Source organism: Burkholderia sp. Ac-20353 (genome assembly GCF_017104785.1).
In the GTDB taxonomy this organism is placed as follows: Bacteria; Pseudomonadota; Gammaproteobacteria; order Burkholderiales; family Burkholderiaceae; genus Burkholderia.
This window is the reverse complement of the sequence record NZ_JAAGPL010000016.1, coordinates 75,291-93,756: the sequence shown is the minus strand read 5'-3', so window position 1 is coordinate 93,756 and position 18,466 is coordinate 75,291. Positions and strand designations below refer to the sequence as shown.

Annotated in this window: 19 protein-coding genes; 12 read left to right on the top strand and 7 right to left on the bottom strand. The window is 65.3% G+C overall.

What is annotated here, in order from left to right:
• Positions 1-204: 204 nt before the first annotated feature.
• From hyfB to phnE, 12 genes are all read left to right on the top strand, one after another.
• On the top strand, positions 205-2,211 hold the full coding sequence (hyfB, locus tag G3N94_RS08385; protein WP_205791863.1) for a hydrogenase 4 subunit B: 2,007 nt from the start codon (positions 205-207) through the stop codon (positions 2,209-2,211).
• Positions 2,205-3,155, top strand: a complete 951-nt coding sequence (locus G3N94_RS08380) for an NADH-quinone oxidoreductase subunit H (protein WP_205791861.1) — start codon at positions 2,205-2,207, stop codon at positions 3,153-3,155. Before hyfB ends, G3N94_RS08380 begins: the two co-directional genes overlap by 7 nt.
• A complete protein-coding gene (locus G3N94_RS08375) occupies positions 3,156-3,815 on the top strand; it encodes a formate hydrogenlyase (RefSeq protein WP_124599528.1) in 660 nt (219 codons plus the stop codon).
• Positions 3,808-5,271, top strand: a complete 1,464-nt coding sequence (locus tag G3N94_RS08370) for a hydrogenase 4 subunit F (RefSeq protein WP_205791858.1) — start codon at positions 3,808-3,810, stop codon at positions 5,269-5,271. Before G3N94_RS08375 ends, G3N94_RS08370 begins: the two co-directional genes overlap by 8 nt.
• Positions 5,272-5,274: 3 nt before the next feature.
• Positions 5,275-6,834: an NADH-quinone oxidoreductase subunit C gene (locus tag G3N94_RS08365; RefSeq protein ID WP_205791856.1), complete on the top strand. Its 1,560-nt coding sequence runs from the start codon at positions 5,275-5,277 to the stop codon at positions 6,832-6,834.
• On the top strand, positions 6,834-7,343 hold the full coding sequence (locus G3N94_RS08360; protein WP_205791854.1) for a formate hydrogenlyase: 510 nt from the start codon (positions 6,834-6,836) through the stop codon (positions 7,341-7,343). Before G3N94_RS08365 ends, G3N94_RS08360 begins: the two co-directional genes overlap by 1 nt.
• A gap of 134 nt (positions 7,344-7,477) precedes the next feature.
• On the top strand, positions 7,478-7,822 hold the full coding sequence (locus G3N94_RS08355; RefSeq protein ID WP_205791899.1) for a hypothetical protein: 345 nt from the start codon (positions 7,478-7,480) through the stop codon (positions 7,820-7,822).
• A 3-nt stretch (positions 7,823-7,825) separates the two neighbouring features.
• Positions 7,826-8,038, top strand: coding sequence for a twin transmembrane helix small protein (locus tag G3N94_RS08350; protein ID WP_205791852.1), 213 nt, complete (start codon positions 7,826-7,828; stop codon positions 8,036-8,038).
• 903 nt (positions 8,039-8,941) lie between these two features.
• The gene (locus G3N94_RS08345; protein ID WP_205791850.1) at positions 8,942-9,817 is read left to right on the top strand and encodes a putative selenate ABC transporter substrate-binding protein; all 876 of its coding nucleotides are present in this window, start codon (positions 8,942-8,944) and stop codon (positions 9,815-9,817) included.
• On the top strand, positions 9,814-10,638 hold the full coding sequence (locus G3N94_RS08340; RefSeq protein ID WP_205791848.1) for an ATP-binding cassette domain-containing protein: 825 nt from the start codon (positions 9,814-9,816) through the stop codon (positions 10,636-10,638). The genes G3N94_RS08345 and G3N94_RS08340 overlap by 4 nt, the downstream gene beginning before the upstream one ends.
• Complete coding sequence (locus G3N94_RS42295) at positions 10,635-11,456, top strand: ABC transporter permease subunit (RefSeq protein WP_241021690.1); 822 nt, start codon at positions 10,635-10,637, stop codon at positions 11,454-11,456. The genes G3N94_RS08340 and G3N94_RS42295 overlap by 4 nt, the downstream gene beginning before the upstream one ends.
• A gap of 3 nt (positions 11,457-11,459) precedes the next feature.
• The gene (gene phnE, locus G3N94_RS42290) at positions 11,460-12,254 is read left to right on the top strand and encodes a phosphonate ABC transporter, permease protein PhnE (RefSeq protein ID WP_241021689.1); all 795 of its coding nucleotides are present in this window, start codon (positions 11,460-11,462) and stop codon (positions 12,252-12,254) included.
• 218 nt (positions 12,255-12,472) lie between these two features.
• On the opposite strand, the gene G3N94_RS08330 is transcribed toward phnE, so the two are convergent.
• The 7 genes from G3N94_RS08330 to G3N94_RS08300 form a co-directional block, all read right to left on the bottom strand.
• A complete protein-coding gene (locus tag G3N94_RS08330) occupies positions 12,473-13,513 on the bottom strand; it encodes a YncE family protein (protein WP_205791897.1) in 1,041 nt (346 codons plus the stop codon).
• A 59-nt stretch (positions 13,514-13,572) separates the two neighbouring features.
• Positions 13,573-14,841: an MFS transporter gene (locus G3N94_RS08325; RefSeq protein WP_205791847.1), complete on the bottom strand. Its 1,269-nt coding sequence runs from the start codon at positions 14,839-14,841 to the stop codon at positions 13,573-13,575.
• Complete coding sequence (locus tag G3N94_RS08320; RefSeq protein ID WP_205791846.1) at positions 14,828-15,256, bottom strand: chromate resistance protein ChrB domain-containing protein; 429 nt, start codon at positions 15,254-15,256, stop codon at positions 14,828-14,830. Before G3N94_RS08320 ends, G3N94_RS08325 begins: the two co-directional genes overlap by 14 nt.
• 109 nt (positions 15,257-15,365) lie before the next feature.
• Positions 15,366-15,689 carry a hypothetical protein gene (locus G3N94_RS08315; protein WP_205791845.1) on the bottom strand — a complete coding sequence of 108 codons (324 nt, stop codon included), beginning with the start codon at positions 15,687-15,689 and terminating at the stop codon, positions 15,366-15,368.
• 7 nt (positions 15,690-15,696) lie between these two features.
• Entirely contained in the window at positions 15,697-16,287 is a 591-nt protein-coding gene (locus G3N94_RS08310) for a Fe-Mn family superoxide dismutase (protein ID WP_205791844.1), read from the bottom strand.
• 22 nt (positions 16,288-16,309) lie between these two features.
• Entirely contained in the window at positions 16,310-17,488 is a 1,179-nt protein-coding gene (locus tag G3N94_RS08305) for a chromate transporter (RefSeq protein WP_205791843.1), read from the bottom strand.
• Positions 17,485-18,462 carry a chromate resistance protein ChrB domain-containing protein gene (locus G3N94_RS08300; RefSeq protein WP_205791895.1) on the bottom strand — a complete coding sequence of 326 codons (978 nt, stop codon included), beginning with the start codon at positions 18,460-18,462 and terminating at the stop codon, positions 17,485-17,487. The genes G3N94_RS08305 and G3N94_RS08300 overlap by 4 nt, the downstream gene beginning before the upstream one ends.
• Positions 18,463-18,466 lie beyond the last annotated feature (4 nt).

Sequence of the window (18,466 nt, the reverse complement as noted above, 5' to 3'; positions counted from 1 at the left end):
ATGAGGCGTTCGGGCGGCGCAAGCGGGCGGGCAGTGCGCCGGGTTGCCCGGTTTCGTCAAACATGTGGCTTACATGATAACGCGATTATCATATCCTGTTATCCGGATGGACCTTTCGATGTCATAATACGGACGGCCCGAGCCCGGGGTTCCACGCTCGGGCCGAGCTCCTCGTCCAATCCGAGCGTACTGGAGACATTCCGGATGGCACCCGTGCCGGTCGTCCATTTCGTCCTGCTGGTCGCAGCCGCGTGGCTCGCGATCGGCGCGCTCGGTCTCGGGGTGCTGCATCGCACGCGCTTCGTTGCGCACGGGCTGTTTCCGCTCGGCGCGCTCGGTGGGCTGCTGCTGGGGGCGGCGGGACTCGCCGGCGTGTTCGCCGATCCATCCGCCGCGGTGTTGCCGATCGGGCTGCCCGGGTTGCCATTCCATCTGCGCGTCGACGGGCTTTCCGGCTATTTCCTGTTCGTGCTCGGCGTCGTCAGCACGGGGATCGGCGCGTTTTCCGCCGGCTATTTCCGCAAGGGCGAGGGGGCGGCGCCCGGCCTCATCTGCTTCGAATACCACGTTTGCATCGCGAGCATCGCGCTCGTGCTCGTCGCGGACGATGCGTACGTGTTCATGGTCGCCTGGGAAACGCTGACCTTGTCCGCGACATTCCTCGTGATGACCAACCACCGGATCGGGGAGATCCGTCGCGCGGGCTATGTGTATTTCCTGATCTCGCACGTCGGCGCACTTGCGCTGCTGCTCTGCTTCGGCATGCTGCAGGCGGGCACCGGCGACTATACGTTTGCCAACATGCGTGCGCAGTCGCCCGACGCGTTCCGCGCGTCGCTCGCGTTCCTGTTCGCGCTGGTCGGATTCGGCGCCAAGGCCGGCGTGTTCCCGCTGCACGTGTGGCTGCCGGACGCCCATCCCGCGGCGCCGTCCCCCGTCTCGGCGCTGCTCAGCGGATTCGTGCTGAAAGTCGGCCTGTACGGCCTGCTGCGCACGCTGTTCGACCTGCTGCACGTGCAGATCGCATGGTGGGGGGTGCTGCTGCTCGTGCTCGGCGTCGGCACCGCGCTGCTGGGCGTTGTTTTCAGCACGATCCAGGTCGACATGAAGCGCCTGCTCGCGTATTCGTCGATTGACAACGTCGGCCTGATGATCGTCGCGCTCGGCGTCGCGGTGCTGTTTCGCGCGTACGGGATGACGAGCCTGTCCGCGCTTGCGTTGACCGCGATGCTCTACCAGATCGTCGCGCATGCGGCGTTCAAGAGTTTGCTGTTCCTTGGCACGGGCGCCGTGCTGCACGCGACCGGGGAGCGCAACCTTGGCAAGCTGGGCGGCCTGATCCGCTTCATGCCGTGGACCGCGTGGGCCGTGCTCGCCGGTGTCGGCGCCAGCGCGGGCTTGCCGCCGCTGAGCGGTTTCGTTGCAGAGTGGCTTCTGCTGCAGAGCTTCCTGTTCACGCCCGGCTTGCCGAATTCGGTGCTCGCGATGACCGTGCCGATCGCGGCCGCGCTGATCGCAATGTCGGCCGCGCTCGCCGGCTATACGATGGTCAAGTTCTTCGGCATCGTGTTCCTAGGGCAACCGAGGGAAACGAAACTCGCACGCGCACGCGATGCGAATCCGTGGGAACGGCTCGCGTTCTGCTGGTTCGCAGCCGCATGCGTGCTGCTCGGGTTGATGCCCGCGCAGTTCGTCAAGGTGCTGGATCGGGTCACGCACGCGCTCGTCGGGGCCGGCATCGGCGCGGACAACCACGGCTGGCTGCTGTTCGTGCCCGTGTCGACCGCGCGCGCGAGTTACATGCCCGCCGTGTTCATGCTGTTTTTCGTCGCCTGTTGCGGACTCGCGTGGGTGCTCGTGCGGCGCTTCTATCACGGCCGCTTGCGCCGGGCCGCGCCGTGGAGCTGCGGATTCCCGTTCACGACCGCGCGAATGCAGGACACGGCGGAGGGGTTCGGGCAGCCGATCCGGGAGATTTTCGCGCCGCTGCTGCATGTCGAGCGGCAATTGCCATCGCCGTTCGATGCGCAGCCGGTGTACAGGGTCTCGGTCACCGATCGGACATGGTCCGCGCTTTACGACCGCGTCGTCGCGCTGACGCAACGCCTGGCGGAATGGGCGGGCCGGCTGCAGACGGGCAAGATTGCCGTTTACCTGACCTACAGCTTCGCGGTGCTGATCCTGCTCCTGATGCTGGTGAGACGATGGTAACCGTATCCGGCGTGATATCGCAGACCCTCGAGATCGTCGTGGCGCTTGCCGCCGCGCCGTTGCTCACGGGCTGGGTCAACCAGTGCCGCGCGTGGCTGCAGAACCGGCGCGCGCCGAGCATCTGGCAGCCGTACCGGATGCTCCACAAGCTGTTCAACAAGGAGTCGGTCGTCGCGTACGGTGCCAGCCCGGTGTTCCGTGGCGCGCCCTACGTCGTGTGGGCCGCGATGACGCTTGCCTGTGCGATCGTGCCGACGCTGTCGACCGAGTTGCCGATGTCGCCCGCCGCGGACGCGATCGCGCTCGTCGGCCTGTTCGCGCTCGCGCGCGTTGCGCTGTCGCTCGCCGCGATGGACATCGGCACTGCGTTCGGCACGCTCGGCGCGCGCCGCGAGATGCTGATCGGCTTCCTCGCGGAGCCGGCCTTGCTGATGGTGCTGCTGTCGGCGTCGCTGATCACGCAGTCGACGCTGCTGACGAGCATCGTCGCGACGCTCGGGCGCGGCGAGCTCACGATCTATCCGAGCCTCGCTTTCGCGGGCATCGCATTCACGCTCGTATCGCTCGCCGAAAACGGGCGGCTGCCCGTCGACAACCCGTCCACCCACCTCGAGCTGACGATGATCCACGAGGCGCTGATCCTCGAATACTCGGGGCGGCACCTCGCGCTGATGGAATGGGCGGCCAGCCTCAAGCTGTTTGCGTACTCGTGCATCGGCCTTGCACTCTTCATGCCGTGGGGTATCGCCGAGGCCGGCAATCCGCTCGCGCTGCTGCTCGCGGTGCCGGCGCTGTTCGTCAAGCTGATCGCGGGCGGCGCCGCGCTCGCCGCGGTCGAGACCGCCAACGCGAAGATGCGGATTTTCCGCGCGCCGGAGTTCCTCGCGACCGCGTTCCTGCTCGCGGTGATCGGCATGCTCGTCCATCTGCTGCTGGGGGCGTGAATGCACGGCTACGCAACCCAACTGATCAATTTTCTCGCGGCCGTGCTGCTGATGCTGTCGTTCGCGATGCTGAGCCAGCGCCGGATCCTGGCGCTGATCCACCTCTATACGCTGCAGGGCGTCGTGCTCGTGTCGGCGAACCTGATCCTCGGTTTCGTAACCGGCGATGCACACCTGTACGTGTCCGCCGCGATGACGCTCGTGCTGAAGGTCGGCCTGATTCCATGGATCCTGTATCGGCTCGTGCGCAGGCTCGACGTCCAGGCCGACGTCGAATCGCTGATCAACGTTCCGACGACGCTGCTGATCGGCATCGTGCTCGTGATCATCGCATTCAACGTGGCGGCGCCGATCAGCCAGCTCGCGACGTCGGTCGCGCGCGGCACGCTCGGGATCGCGCTCGCGTGCGTGCTGTTGTCGTTCATGGCGATGATCACCCGCGCGAAGGCGATTCCGCAGGTGATCGGTTTCCTGTCGATGGAGAACGGGCTGTTCTTCGCCGCAACGGCCGCCACCAACGGCATGCCGATGATCGTCGAGCTCGGCATCGGGCTCGACGTGCTGGTGGGGATCCTGATTCTGGGCGTGTTCATGTTCCAGATCCGCGAGCAGTTCGACAGCCTCGACATCCATCACCTCGAGAAACTCAAGGATGAATGACGCCCACGTCGTGCTCGCCGTGCTCGGCATTCCGCTCGTGGCCGCCGCGAGTCTTGCGTGCGTGCGGCCCAGCCATGTCGCGCGCACGCTGAATGCCGGCTTCAGCTTCGTGACGTTCGCGGCGACGCTCGTGCTTGCCGCACGCACCGTCGAACACGGTCCGTCGTTCGCGTTCGGACGGGCATTTTTCGTCGATCCGCTGAACGTCTATCTGGTGTCGCTGACCGCGTTCGTCGGCTGGACGACGTCGCTGTTTTCCCAACCGTACATGCAGGTCGAGGAAGCCCGCGGCCGGATGACTGCCGCGCGAATGCGGCTGTATCACAGCATGTACCAGCTGTTCATGTTCGCGATGCTCCTCGCGCTGCTGACCAACAACCTCGGCGTGCTGTGGGTCGCGATGGAGGCCGCCACGCTCGCTACCGTGCTGCTCGTCAGCGTGTATCGGACAGCCGCGAGCCTCGAGGCCGCGTGGAAGTACTTCATCCTGTGCGGTGTCGGCATCGCGCAGGCCTTGTTCGGCACGATCCTGCTGTACCTCGCCGCGAGCCGCCAGCTGACCGACGGCGATGCGCTGCTATGGACGAGCCTGGCCGCAGTCAGGACGCACCTCGATCCGACCATCATGTCGATCGCGTTCGTGTTCCTGCTCGTCGGCTACGGCACGAAAGTCGGGCTCGTGCCCATGCACAGCTGGCTGCCGGATGCGCACGCGGAAGGCCCGACGCCGATCTCGGCGGTGCTGTCCGGGTTGCTGCTGAACGTCGCGCTGTATGCGGTGCTGCGCTGCAAGGTGCTCGCCGACGGCGCCCTCGGCAATGGCCTGCCGGGCCGGTTGCTGGTCGGGTTCGGGCTCGTGTCGGTGTTGATTGCGTCGTTCTCGCTGTTCCGGCAGAAGGACGTCAAGCGGCTGTTCTCGTATTCGTCGATCGAGCACATGGGGCTGATGACGTTCGCCTTCGGGCTTGGCGGCCCCGTCGCGACGTTTGCCGGGCTGCTTCACATGACCGTCCACTCGCTCGTCAAGTCGGCGATCTTCTTCGCGGTCGGCCACGCGGCACAGAAGGCCGGCACGCAGGCGATCGACGGCATTCGCGGGCTGCTGCAAGTCAGCCCGACGGTCGGCTGGGGAATGATGCTCGGCACGATCGCGATTCTCGGCCTGCCGCCGTTCGGTGTGTTTGCGAGCGAGTTTCTGATCCTGACGACCGCGATGAACACGATGCCGTGGACGGCGCCATTGCTGCTGCTCGGTCTCGCTGCCGCATTCGCGGCGATCTTCGCGCGCGTGCAGCGCATGGTGTTCGGTGGAACGACGACAGCAAAACCGCTCGAGCATCGCCCCGCGCTGCTGCCGGTATTCGTGCATCTGGGGCTGGGGCTGATGCTCGGGCTCTATGTCCCGCCGTACCTGGCGATGTGGTATCGGCAGGCCGCGACGATGTTGGCGGGGTGACGCATGCGACTCGAATCGATGCAAATTGCAGCCGCCCGCGTGATGCGCGGGGTGGGCCAGATTTCGGCGGGCGTCGTTGACGCCGATGAAGCGGGGTGGCTCGAGATTGCGCGCACGGCGCGGTCGGAGCGGAACCGGCTCGTGGCGATGTGGGGCAGCGAAGCAGTCGAAGGCCGGTTTTCGGTGAATGCCGCGTACGAATGCGACGACGGCCTGCTGTGGGTGCGCGTCGCGACCGGGTTCGGGCAGGATGCCAGTGGCGATTATCCCGATCTCTCTGCCGTTTTTCCGTATGCGACCCGCATGCAGCGGGCAATCTTCGACCTGACCGGCTTGCGGGCGCGGGGCGCCCAGGATACCCGGCCGTGGCTCAATCATGGCAACTGGCCCGACGACTATTTCCCGCTGCAAAAGCAGGCGACGGGCGTCGAATCGTTCGAGTCGAGCGAGGCTGACTACCCGTTCGTACAGGTCGCGGGCGAGGGCGTGCACGAGATCGCTGTCGGGCCGATCCACGCCGGCATCATCGAGCCCGGGCATTTCCGCTTCTCGGTCGTCGGCGAGAAGGTGCTGCGCCTCGAAGAGCGATTCGGCTACGTCCACCGCGGCGTCGAACGGCTGTTCGAACGAACCCCGGCGTCGGGCGGCCATCGGGTGGCCGCGAGGATTGCGGGCGACTCGACCGTCGCATTCTCGTGGGCCTTTTGCATGGCGCTCGAGCAGGCCAGTGGCGCGGTAGTGTCGAAGCGCGCGCTCCATTTGCGCGCGATCCTGCTGGAACGCGAGCGCATTGCGAACCACCTCGGCGACCTTGGCGCGCTCGGCAACGATGGCGGGTTCGGGTTCGGACTCGCGCAGTTCTCGCGACTCAAGGAAGACTGGATACGCGTGAACGCCCGCACATTCGGGCATCGATACCTGATGGACCGGATCGTGCCGGGAGGCGTGGCGGTCGATGTTCGCGCCGAGGACGCGGCTGTCCTGGCAGATCAATGCGAACGCATCGAACGCGAAGTCCACGCGATGCGGAAAATCTACGACGACCAGTCCGGGCTGCAGGATCGATTCCTCGGCACGGGGCAATTGACCGCCGCGGTGGCCGAGCATTTCGGCGTGCGTGGGCTGGCAGCCCGCGCCAGCGGCCAGACATTCGATGTGCGCGCGAACTTGCGGCCGGCTCCGTATGACGTCATCGCGGTCAACGCGGCCAGTGACGCGCGTGGCGACGTTGCCGCACGTGTTGCGATGCGCTTCGCCGAAGTCGATGAATCACTGCGCCTGATCCGCGCGCTGCTGGCCGATCTTCCGGACGGCCCCGTCGCCGTCGGCCTCACGCCTGCGACGACGCGTGCCCAAGGGGTAGGCTGGGTGGAGGGCTGGCGAGGCGACGTGTTCGTCGCGCTCGATATCGCACCGGGCGACGTCATCGCCCGCTGCCATTGCCACGACCCGTCGTGGCAGAACTGGCCGGCGCTCGAGCACGCGATCATCGGCAACATCGTTGCGGATTTCCCGCTGATCAACAAGTCGTTCAACCTGAACTACGCGGGGCACGATCTCTGATGTGGCAACTCATCCGACAATTCTGGCGCACGGATATTCCCGCCGAACCCGTGCCGATCGCAGAAGACGCGTGGCATCACGAGGAGCGGCGGATTCGCCAGGACATACTCGACCTGCTCGGGCGCGCGCTGTGCATCCGGCAGATCGACGCGGGCTCCTGCAATGGGTGCGAGCTGGAGCTTCACGCGCTGAACAACCCGTACTACAACATCGAGGGGCTCGGCATCAAGTTCGTTGCAAGCCCCCGGCATGCCGACCTGCTGCTCGTCACCGGGCCCGTGACCCTGAACATGCGCGCGGCCATGCTCGCCGCATACGACGCGACACCGAGCCCGAAACTCGTGGTCGCCGCGGGCGAATGCGCGTGCACCGGCGGCATCTTCGTCGACAGTTATGCCGTGTGCGGCCCAGTGTCGTCGATCCTGCCGGTCGACGTGATGATCCCCGGATGTCCGCCGCCGCCGGTCGATTTGCTGCGTGGCATCCTGGCAGCGTGCCGGTCACGCTGAGTGGGAGGTCGATTTCAGCGAAAATACGGCTTTCACGCGTGCGCGCGACGTGCGCCGCCGCGTTTGACCGGGATTCGGCTCATGCACCTGTTCTCAACCCAACCATTGTCCGCAAGGTTGCAAATTATCGCTTCATGACCCCGTTAAAATTCATTCTCCGTTACACCGCCATCCCGTTCACGGCCATTGTGGCGGTCGTCATCTGGGCTGCGATGCCGTCCACAAAGGAAATCGATGCAAGGCAGTATGCCGCGTTGTCACACTCGTACACGAGTTTTCCCGGCGCATTCCGACGCGAGATCGCGAATGCGATGAAGGGTGGCCAGATTCGCGATTGGGACTATCAGACGCTCGTCCGCAATTCGCTCTCCAACGGCGTCGCATTGGACTGGCCGACGACAGGCGTCAGCGATGTCGCAGTCGAGCGACACAAGCTGGCCGCAGCAATTCGAGCCGATTCTGATCTCGCAGGGTACTGAAATATGAAAACACTATTGGTTGCTGTCGCATTCGTTCTGATTATCGGCAGTCTGATTTCCGCGTTGTACTTCATGAATCGCGACCGCGGGACGACCAAGCGCATGGTGTGGTCGCTTGCGGCGCGCGTCGGGTTGTCGATCACGCTGTTTCTGGCGCTCCTGCTCGCATACTGGCTCGGCTGGATCGAGCCGACCGGACTTCCGATCGGACGGTGATGGATGCGCGCTGGTTGGTCAGCCCGGATGGTCGCCAGCGGTTCCGTGCCCGGCAACCGCCACAGCACAGTAGGGGTCTTCTTGATTTCGCTGCGATTTACCCGGGTAGACCGTTCTAGGCGTGACAAGGCTTAGCGCTCAGCCCCTTAAATAATAGTCAATCAAATCAGCCACTTCCTGACTGGTCGTTCCATCGTTCCCCAACCCCCTTTGCCGAGCCCCGGCCAGCGACGGATGCGCTGAGGCCTTGGAGCCGGGTTAGACGTGGCAAGCAATTTCGCGCGTGCGCCTGCCCCACATCGGCAGCGCGCTGGACGACACATATCTGCAGGGGCGCACGCCTTGCAGGCGCAAGCGTGGCCGGGCGTACCGCACGATGTCTGGCGCGAAAATCTGCCACGTGGCGGCGCATCGGACAGGCTCAGGCGATGGTCGTTTCGAGCGTGATGGATGGCGGGGCCAACATCATCTCGAGACCATCACGAGCGGCATGCCCGGGCTGGCGAGCCGCATCCCATCCCCGGCAACGTGGGCATGCTCGGCCGCGACTACGACGGCTATTTCCCGGCGACGCCGAGCAACTCACGCTGATGCTGGAGCGCGCGAGCCGCGACACCGATTTCGTGGCGCAGCTGCGGCAGCAGTGCGCGCCCCGTGTGCCGCTGTTTGCCCCGGCACGGGAGCGCGCAGAAGTGATTAAACTTGTCGCCGGAGCCCTTCAATCGGCATAACCGGGAGCCTCTGCCGTGGCGCAACCAGACAGCACAAGAATCCACCTCTCTGACGACGCCGGCGTATGCGGATGCCAACCGGCGCCATGCCTGCTCGCCCCGCCAAGCGCGCCGTAGCGCGCTTATTGATTCAACCCACCTCTCACGCTTCCAGCATCGGACACTTCCAGACATGCTCCCGAACTCCATCCCGCGTTTCCTGAAGCGCTTCGCCGCGATCGCCCTGCTGGGTCTTGCCTGTCTCCCGTCCGTACGGGCGGAGCAAGGCGTACTGAGGGTCTCCGCCATCCCCGACGAGGCGCCAACCGAGTTGCAGCGCAAGTTCGCGCCGCTCGGCAAGTATCTGGAAAAGGAAACCGGGATGAAGGTGGAGTTCGTGCCCGTCACGGACTACGCTGCGGTCGTCGAGTCGCTGGCGACTGGCAAGATCGATATGGCCTGGCTGGGCGGCTTCACCTACATCCAGAGCAAGATCCGGACGAACGGCGCCACCATTCCGATCGTCCAGCGGCAGGAAGACGCGACGTTCACCAGCAAGTTCATCACCGCTGACCCGAAGATCAAATCGCTCTCGGATCTCAAGGGCCACACATTCGTGTTCGGTGCGCCGTCCTCGACGTCCGGTCACCTGATGCCGCGCTACTTCCTGCTGCAGGCCGGCATCGATCCGGACAAGGACTTCAAGACGGTCGCCTTTTCGGGCGCGCACGACGCGACGGCTGCCTTCGTCCAGTCCGGCCGGGCCGACGCCGGCGTGCTCAACGCATCGGTGTGGGACAAGCTGGTCGAGCAACACAAGATCGACCCCGAAAAGGTCCGGGTGTTTGCGGTCACCCCGCCATACTACGACTACAACTGGACCGTGCGCGGCGGGCTCGATCCGGCGTTGCGCAAGACCTTGACCGACGCGTTCCTCCGACTCGACCCGCGCAATCCGGAACAGCGGGAAATCATGTCATTGCAGCGGACGGTCAAATATATCCCCACCAAGCCGGAGAACTATGCCGGCATCGAGGCCGCGGCGCGCACCGCGGGCCTGATCAAGTGAGCTTCCTGCTCGACGCCGCCAGCGTCAGCTATCCGAACGGGCAGCGCGCACTCAGCCAGATTGCGTTGTCCGCCGACAGCGGCGAACGCATCGCGCTGATCGGTCCGTCGGGCGCCGGCAAGACTTCGATGCTGCGCCTGCTGGCGACGTCGCTGCGTCCGACCGAGGGTCGCGTCGAGGTGCTCGGGCTCAGCCCGTGGGCATTGTCCGCCGCGCGCCTGCGGCGGCTGCGCTGTCGCATCGGCATGGTGCACCAGGCGCCGCCGATGCCGCCGCGCCAGCGTGTAGTGACCGCCGTCTTGGCCGGCCGCGTCGGCGTCTGGCCAGCATGGAAGTCCCTGCTGTCGCTGATCTACCCGGCGGACATCACCGGCGCCGGCGAGCAGCTCGCTCGGCTCGAGCTCGCCGACCGCCTGTTCGACCGCTGCGACCAGCTTTCGGGGGGCCAGCTGCAGCGCGTGAGCATCGCACGCGTCCTGTACCAGGACCCGGAGCTGATTCTGGCCGACGAGCCCGTCTCGGCGATGGATCCCGCGCTGGCCAACCTTGCGCTGGGCGAACTGTGCCGGCAAGCCGGCACGCGCTCCGTGACGATGATCGCCAGCCTGCACGCGGTGGATCTCGCATTGCGCTGGTTTCCCCGCATCGTCGGCCTGAAGGCCGGCGAGGTTGCCTTCGATCTGCCGGCCGAGCGCGTCACCGACTCGCTGCTGCGCGAGCTCTACGCGTCCGAAAGCGAGTCGCCGCCGGTGCAGGGCAAGGACGACTTTCCCTTTACGGCGGTGGGCAGGGCCCCGACCAAGCGGGCCGCCTGCCGATGATCGTCCACCCTCGCGATCCGCACGCGCTTCGGCGGGCCAGCGGCCTGCTCGTGGCACTGCTCGTGCTGTGGCCGCTGCTGAGGCTGTCCCGGTTCAGCCCTTCGACCCTGTTCGAGGCAGGCAACCTGAAAGTCATCGGCGGCTTTCTGCGCACGTTCTTGCCTCCGGAGGTGTCGGCGGAGTTTCTCGGCTACGTCGCGAAGGCGACGCTGGAGACGCTTGCGATCGCCACCGCCGGCATCACCCTCGCGTTTGTCATTGCCGCGCCGCTGGCGGCGGCGATGACCAGCAGCCTCTCGATTTCGCGCATCGGTCCGGGCCCAGGGCACAGGCCACGTGCGGGATTGCGCGTCGGCGTGCGCGGCCTCGTGCTCCTGCTCCGCGGCATACCGGAGCTCGTGTGGGCGCTGGTCTTCGTGCGTGCGCTGGGCCTCGGCGCGACGGCGGGCGTGTTGGCGCTCGCGGTCACCTACGGCGGCATGCTGGCGAAGGTCTACGCCGAGATTCTCGAATCCAGCGACAAGCGCGCGGTGGACGCATTGCTCAGCGGCGGCAGCGGACGCCTCGCGGCGCTGGCCTACGGGCTGCTGCCGAACGCGGCGCAGGAGCTGGTCTCGTATACGGTCTATCGCTGGGAGTGCGCGATTCGCGCGTCGGTGGTCATGGGCTTCGTCGGCGCCGGCGGGCTCGGCCAGCTGATGGACCAGGCGATGAAGATGCTCGATGGCGGCGAGACCGCGACGATTCTGCTGGTCTTCCTGTTGCTGGTCCTGCTGGCGGACACGCTCAGCGCCCGGCTGCGCAAGCTGATGGCCTGAACCATGACGAACAAGGCCAAAGCCCTCCAGATCTGCCTGAGCTGCGTGCTCACGATGATCGCCATCGCGATTGCGATCTCGCTCAGTTTTGCCTATCTGTCGCTCGATCTCGGTCAACTCGTTTCCCGCGACGCGGCCCGCCAGATGCTGCGCTTCCTGCTGTCGTTCTTCCCGCCCGAGCTGTCGGCCGGGTTCCTCGCCAGGACGGCCGGCAGCATGCTTGAAACCTTCGCGGTCTCCGCCATCGGCACGCTATGCGCGGCGGTGCTGGGCTTTGTGCTGGCGCTGCCGGCTTCCGGCATGTACGGCGCTGCGCCGCGCGCGGTGTCGCGTTTCCTGCTGAACCTGTTGCGCTCAATTCCAGAGCTCGTGTGGGCGACCGTCACCGTGCTCGCTGCCGGTCTCGGACCATTCGCCGGCACGCTTGCCCTGGCGCTGCACACCGCCGGCGTGCTGGGCCGCCTGTTCGCGGAATCGCTGGAGAATGCGCCGCCCACGCCCGCGCGCGCCCTGGCGGAAGCCGGGACCTCCTCGGCGCTGGCCTTTGTGTACGGGACGCTGCCCTGCGTGTGGGAGCAGTTCGTCGCCTACATCATGTATCGCTGGGAAACGAACATCCGCATGGCGGCAATCCTGGGCTTCGTCGGCGCCGGCGGACTCGGGCAAATGCTGTACTACGAGCTCTCCCTTTTCCGTCTGCCCGAGGCATGCACGGTCGTCTTCGCGATGCTCGTGCTGGCCGCCTGCGTCGATACCGCCAGCGCGATCGTGCGCCGCGGGAGCACGGTGACCCAATGAGGGCGTGTCGCGTCGCCGACAAAAAACGAGCCGACGATCCGTGTCGGATGGCAACGGCGCGTCGGCCTTGAACGCGGCGGTATTCTTCAAGACTTTCACGAACGACGCATCGCTGCGCCCATCCCCCACTGTTGGGGCAGTTTCCGGGCATCATCTGCCGTGCATCGTGTGCCGACGAGTAATCGTCTAGTACAAAAGTGCGGGGCGGGCCACCGGGTTTATCTGGGCTCCATCACACGCAGCACCGGCCGACCGCCGACATCCTTCAGTGGGAAGTACGACCGGTGTGCGGTCGAATCGACTGCAACGACATGGGCATTCGGCCCGAGGCGGCCCTCGCCGATTTTGGTGACAGTCGAGCCTCTGACGCTGAACATCGAACTGATTCCTGCTTCGCCTGCAACATAGAGGGTGCCCGCCGACGCATCGAACGCAAGCACATCTGGGTCGCTGCCGATATCGAACGATTGGACGACGCGCTGGGCGCGCATATCAAAGACGAGAAGCTTGTCGTTGCCCTCGCACGCGATGAAGGCGAGACGATCCTTCGAATCAATCCACAGGCCGTGATTGCCTTTGGCGCCCGGTAGATCGAAGCGGCCGACGACTCGGTCCGTTGCCGGGTCGACCTCGACGAGCTGACGGCGCGTCTGGACGTTCACGAAAACGTGTCGCGACACCGGGTCGTATTGCGTATTGCCGGCCTCTCCGTCGAGTGGAATCGTCGCGATTCGTCGATTGGTCTGTACATCGATGACCGTTTCCGTTTTGCCGTATTCATCGGAGACGTACAGTTTGCGCACGTCGGGCGCGTAGGACATCCCGTCCGGGTAATGCCCACCCGGCATGCGCGCGACGATTTTCAGCGTCGCTGCGTCGAGCGCGACGATCTCGTCGGTACCGGTCGCCGATGCATACACGCGCGACAACTCCGGAACGGCGAGCACGCCGTGCACCGAAGACACGTCCGCGATCCGCGCGGTCACGTGTGACGCACGCGTATCGAAAACGATCACTTCCCCGTCGCCGAGGTGCGCGATAAAGAGCAGGTTGCGGCTCGTGTCCAGACTTGCGTAGTCGAGTCGCGTCGCGCGTCCGGGCAGCGGAATGTCCGCGACGTGCTTCAGCGGCAGGCTGCCGAACGAGAGATCGTCCCCAACGGCGTCAGCCCGATGGACGACAAGGCTCGCTACCGCAACCACGATCGAAAGCGCGACAAGCACGAGAAGGCGGAAGCGCCCGTTTCGGAGGTGTCCCATGAATCCATCCTCGGTGGACCGTTGCTGCCGCACTGGCTGCGAGCCCAGTGCGGATTCGCTTATGGCTTGGCCGCTTCGTCCGGTTTGAGGTGGCGGAATGCGACCAGCAGCGAAAGGTCATACGCGATCTTCAGCGCGCCGCATGCGACCAGCGGCGCGCCGAGCCACCCAAGACTGAACAAGCCGCCGGCCAATGTCGGTGCAATCGCGGCTGCCAGGCTGCGCGGCACGGACGTGAAGCTGGCCGCGGCCGGGCGCTCCGCTGGCGTGACGACAGCCATGACGTATGCGGTTCGAGTCGGCACATCCATCTGCGACATGGCGCTGCGCATGAGCAGGAGCGTCAATGTCACCGGCAGCGACGGCGCCAGGGCCGCGCCGATCAGGCAGACGCTCGACGGGATGTGTGTGAAGACCATTGTGTTGAGCAGACCGATCTTGCGTGAGAGCGGCGCCGCCACAAGTTGAGAGCCTGCTGCAAGCAGTCCGGTGCAGAAAAAGAACTGGCCCGCCGCGCTGACGGAGAACCCGAACCGCTGCATCAGCCAGAGCGACAGCAGCGAGTTGACGACGAGGCCGCCCGCGAACGCGTCGACGCTGAACAGCAGCGCAAGCCGCGTGACGATGCGCCTCGATGGCCCGAGCGGAGGCGCGACTGTCGCCACGTGCGATCGTGAACGCGGCAATCTGGTGTACAGCATGCAAACCGCGAGGCCTGACGCCGCATAAACGAAAAACATCACGCGCATTGCGGCCAGCAGCGAAATCCCGGTGCGCGATGCAAGCCAAAGTGGCAGGCCCGCGGCGAGCGAGCCCAATGCGGCCGACACGGCGCCGACCAGGCTGTAGCGGGCAAACAGCGCGGTTCGCGCGTCGCCGGTCGCCGCTTCGGCAAGACGCGCCTGCTCGAGCGGCAGGAACAGGCTGACGTCGCCGGAACTCGGGTTGAGCGTGCCGACGAAGGCCACGACAAGCAACGGCCATAGTGCCGACAGGCTGGCGAAGCCAATGCCGGTAGCAGCCATCAGGACGGCTGCGAGCGTCAGCATCCGGCGGTGCGGGAAACGACTGGCGACTACGCCGACCGCGATTGTCGCGACAGCCGAACCCATCAGCGTCGCGGTGCTGATCAGTCCCACATCGATTTGCGCGAACCCGAGCGAGACCAGGTACGCGGGAAGCAGCACCGCGATGAAGCCGTCACAGAACCCGCGCAGACCGCGGCTCACGAGGATGAGCCACGCGGCAGGCCCGACGCCGGCCGGAAGGAGCCGGCGCGAGAGACGGATCGCGAACGAGACGGCCACGCGGCCGCTAGGCACGTGCATCGCGCTGGCACCACGCAAAGAGCGCGTCGTACATCACCATCCCGTGCCGAAGTTGCTCGTGATCGTCGGCGAAGGTTTTGGACAGGCCGATCGAGATCGCATACAGGCCGGTTGCTTCGGGCGCGAGATCGAGCCGCCCGGTATCCGCGCCGCGCACGATCTCGGCGAGTTTGAGCAAGGCCGGGTCATGCAGCTGGTACTTTTCGAGAAACGCATCGAAGCTGCAGCGGTCGTCGTGGTGTCCCAGTTCAACGTCGGGCACGTCGTAAGGTATTGCGCCGGTTTCCTCTGCCAGTCGCAATACTTCAGCACCCGAAACGTAGAGGAACTCGGGGGTCTCGTCGATAAACCGGGCGATCAGCCACGGGCACGCAATGCGATCGATCTTCGGCCGTTCACGCGTAATCCATTTCATGGCGCTTCTCCTGTCTGAATGTACGCAAGATCCAGTGCAATCGATCATCAGGCGTTCACGCGTAATCCATTGCACGGCATTTCTCCCGTCTGGCGATGCGCCCGAACGGTCAGTCATCCTCTTCGTCCTCGTCACCGGCCGGGCGACTGACAATCAGCCTGCCGTCGTCGGCCACGAGCAATCTCTGCACCTGACCGTTCATCGCCACAGAAACGGTATAGAGCGACTTGCCGTCTTTCGTGCGTCGCTGGATTTTCTCGACGCTTCCGCCTTGCAGCTCTCGCTCGATCGTCGATTTCACCGGTGCGGGCACTTGCTCCAGCGTGACGGCTTCACCGGCAGCGCGGTCCGGTGCATTTTTTTCGCACCCGGATGTCACGAAACACAGAGTGATCACGGTGATGGCGGGTACGGATCTGCAGAATTTCCACATGGCTTGCTCAGGAGGTGACAGTCGCAAACCGTGTCGCGACGCTGGTCCAGTTGATGTTCTGCATGAACGCGTCGACATAGGCGGCAGCCTTGGCCCCGAAATCGATGTGATACGCGTGCTCGTACATGTCGAGCGCCAGCAGCGGCGTGCCGTCGGCCAGCGAATGCGCATGGTCCGACGCCCACTGGTTGGTCAACCGCTCAAGTCGTGGCGACCAGCTCAACAGCACCCAACCGGAGCCGCCACCGAGCGCCTTGCCCATCGCAACGAATTCGTCGCGCCACCGGTCAACGCTGCCGAAGTCACGTTCAATTGCGGCCTGGAGTACGCCGCCCATCGGCCCGCTCGCGCCAAGGCTGTCGAAGTAGATCTCATGCAGGATCATCGAATTCGCGGCGATTAACTCCTCGCGCTTCAGGCCGTTCAGCACGAACACCGGTACGCTCGCCGGGTCGATTCCGGCCAACTGGTCGGTGATCGCGTTCAGGCGTTTGACGGCCCCGCCGTAGTTGTTCTCGTAGTGGCTACGAATCAGCCATTCGGACAGGCCCGGCAGCCCGGTCGGATCGCAGGACAACGCTTTCATCTCGTACGTCATGGCCGTCACCTGGAGATACGCGTCAATGGTGGAGCAGCGGGTATGCCACCAGCCCGAAGAGTGCCGCGGCGGTCACGATCATCGGTTCCTGCAGCTTCTTGAAGCGCCACAGCAGCAGAACGGTTGCAACGGCGATCACGGCGGTGGGCAAATCGACGATCGAGCGCTTCGCGATCACGAGCACGGAGCCCGTGATTGCGCCGACGGCCGCCGCCGTGATGCCGTTGACGAACGCCTTGACGTCGGGCCGGTGGCCGTACTTCTTCACGTAAGGCGCGGGAATGATGGTGAACAGATAGCAAGGCAGGAACGTGCCCAGCGCGGCGACGCACGCGCCGGGCAGGCCCGCCACGAGATACCCGATGAAGCCGACGGTGATCACGACCGGGCCCGGCGTGATCATCGCGACCGCGACGGCGTCGACGAACTGCTTGTCGTTTAGCCAGTGATGCTCTGTGACGACGCCGCCATACAGGAACGGCACGATTGCGAGTCCCGAACCGAACACGAACGCCCCCGCTTTCATGAAGAACCCGCCGATCTGCACGAGTTGTGGCAGATCGATGCCGCTCAGCACGCCGCTTGCCGCCGGCAGGTTGGCGCCGATGAGTGCATTCAACCCGCTCTTGTGCAGCCATTTGGGTGGGGCGCGCCAGAACCAGCCGATCAGGCCCGCGACGATGAAGAGCCACGCGATTTCCGATTCCGTGATGAAGGTCACGGCAGCGAGCGTCAGGAAGATCGCCCAGAGCAACTTGTCGTCACCGACGGTCTTGGTGGTGAGCTTGTACGCGCTCATCGCGATGATGCCGACCACCGCGGCCCCGACACCGTAGAAGACGGCCTGCATCCACGATAGTCCGCCGAAGTGCGCATAAGCGAAGCCGAGCCCGAGGACCATCAGGAACGACGGCAGCACGAACGCAAAACCGACGAGCGTCGCGCCGAGGATCCGGTAATGGACGAAGCCGAGATAGATCGCGAGCTGGGCAGCCATCGGCCCCGGCGCGAGCTGCGCGAGCGTCAGCCCTTCCTTGTAGTCCGCTTCCGTGATCCAGCCGTGCCGTTCGACGAGATCGCGGCGCATGTAGCCGGCGAGCGCGACCGGGCCGCCAAAGCCGAAGGTGCCGAGCCGCAGCATGTAGCCGACCAGTTGGCCCAGCGAGTAGGTCGGCTTGTTCGTGGCGATGGTCGCGGTCATGAACGTCCCCCGGTCTCGCTTTTGCCATTCGAGGCAAAGTGCGCGTACAGCGCGTCGAGCACCGCGCCCATCTGTTCCAGCAACTGATCGTCGTTTTCCGCACGTTGTCGCGTGCCGGCCATCACCGCCTCGAAGCCGACCGTTTCGGGCGCGGCGGGCCCGCCCACGTCGAGCGCATGCACGATTTCGCCGAGCCGCATCAACGCAGGATCCTTGTCGAGCCCGAAACTCGCGAGCAGCACCTCGAACGTCACGCGCTCGCCGACATGGGTGAACGCGGCGCCGTCGAAATCGAAGCCGAGCGCGTCACGCGGACAATCCGCCGGCGACGCGAGCCAGATGAAGCGGGCTCGCGCGTCGATGAAACGGCGAATCAGCCATGCGCTGGCAACGCGATCGACCCACATACGCTGACGCGTCGCCCAGGTGCGGCCTTGATATTCGTCGATCGCAAGCAGGCGGATCGCGCGCTCCGCGGCGTGCGGCTCGCCCGGTGACAGCACGGTGTCGACGAGCGCGATGAAGTCCTGCAACGCGACTTCTGCGCGAGTTGCCGAGTCCCCCGGGAAGTAGTCGATCGCCCGGATGGTGTCGAAATCCTTGCGCAGGCGGCGCAGCAGGCGTGTCAGTTCCGTGGCGGACTGACCAGCCAGTGTCTTGCGGGCGTCCGCGAGCGCCCGTGTGAAGGTGGCGTATTCCTCGTCGCGATCAAAGAGTGCGCGAAATTCCAGCTCCTGCGAGGCGTCGAGGCTTGGCGCACGTAGCAGGTGGGCGGTGCCGCCGCTTTCCGCGATCGCGCCCGCCAGCTCGCGCAGCATGCTCTCGCGCTCATCCGTGTATGGCAGCAGGTAAATGCCGTCGCGCAGCACCGCGCAGCCCTTCGCCTTGAGCGCGCGCCAGTAACGCATGCGGGCGGTTGCGTTTTCCGTTGGCAGGGTCAGAACAAGGAGTGACCAGGTCGAGATAGCATCCATGTAG

Bases quoted from the DNA above. Each gene is read 5' to 3' on its own strand.
- G3N94_RS08310 (WP_205791844.1), bottom strand. From the start codon at position 16,287: ATGACGTACGAGATGAAAGCGTTGTCCTGCGATCCGACCGGGCTGCCG.
- G3N94_RS08345 (WP_205791850.1), top strand. From the start codon at position 8,942: ATGCTCCCGAACTCCATCCCGCGTTTCCTGAAGCGCTTCGCCGCGATC.
- hyfB (WP_205791863.1), top strand. From the start codon at position 205: ATGGCACCCGTGCCGGTCGTCCATTTCGTCCTGCTGGTCGCAGCCGCG.
- G3N94_RS08325 (WP_205791847.1), bottom strand. From the start codon at position 14,841: ATGCACGTGCCTAGCGGCCGCGTGGCCGTCTCGTTCGCGATCCGTCTC.
- G3N94_RS08370 (WP_205791858.1), top strand. From the start codon at position 3,808: ATGAATGACGCCCACGTCGTGCTCGCCGTGCTCGGCATTCCGCTCGTG.
- G3N94_RS08305 (WP_205791843.1), bottom strand. From the start codon at position 17,488: ATGACCGCGACCATCGCCACGAACAAGCCGACCTACTCGCTGGGCCAA.
- G3N94_RS08355 (WP_205791899.1), top strand. From the start codon at position 7,478: ATGACCCCGTTAAAATTCATTCTCCGTTACACCGCCATCCCGTTCACG.
- G3N94_RS08315 (WP_205791845.1), bottom strand. From the start codon at position 15,689: ATGTGGAAATTCTGCAGATCCGTACCCGCCATCACCGTGATCACTCTG.
- G3N94_RS42295 (WP_241021690.1), top strand. From the start codon at position 10,635: ATGATCGTCCACCCTCGCGATCCGCACGCGCTTCGGCGGGCCAGCGGC.
- G3N94_RS08330 (WP_205791897.1), bottom strand. From the start codon at position 13,513: ATGGGACACCTCCGAAACGGGCGCTTCCGCCTTCTCGTGCTTGTCGCG.
- G3N94_RS08360 (WP_205791854.1), top strand. From the start codon at position 6,834: ATGTGGCAACTCATCCGACAATTCTGGCGCACGGATATTCCCGCCGAA.
- G3N94_RS08300 (WP_205791895.1), bottom strand. From the start codon at position 18,462: ATGGATGCTATCTCGACCTGGTCACTCCTTGTTCTGACCCTGCCAACG.
- G3N94_RS08350 (WP_205791852.1), top strand. From the start codon at position 7,826: ATGAAAACACTATTGGTTGCTGTCGCATTCGTTCTGATTATCGGCAGT.
- G3N94_RS08375 (WP_124599528.1), top strand. From the start codon at position 3,156: ATGCACGGCTACGCAACCCAACTGATCAATTTTCTCGCGGCCGTGCTG.
- G3N94_RS08320 (WP_205791846.1), bottom strand. From the start codon at position 15,256: ATGAAATGGATTACGCGTGAACGGCCGAAGATCGATCGCATTGCGTGC.
- G3N94_RS08380 (WP_205791861.1), top strand. From the start codon at position 2,205: ATGGTAACCGTATCCGGCGTGATATCGCAGACCCTCGAGATCGTCGTG.
- phnE (WP_241021689.1), top strand. From the start codon at position 11,460: ATGACGAACAAGGCCAAAGCCCTCCAGATCTGCCTGAGCTGCGTGCTC.
- G3N94_RS08365 (WP_205791856.1), top strand. From the start codon at position 5,275: ATGCGACTCGAATCGATGCAAATTGCAGCCGCCCGCGTGATGCGCGGG.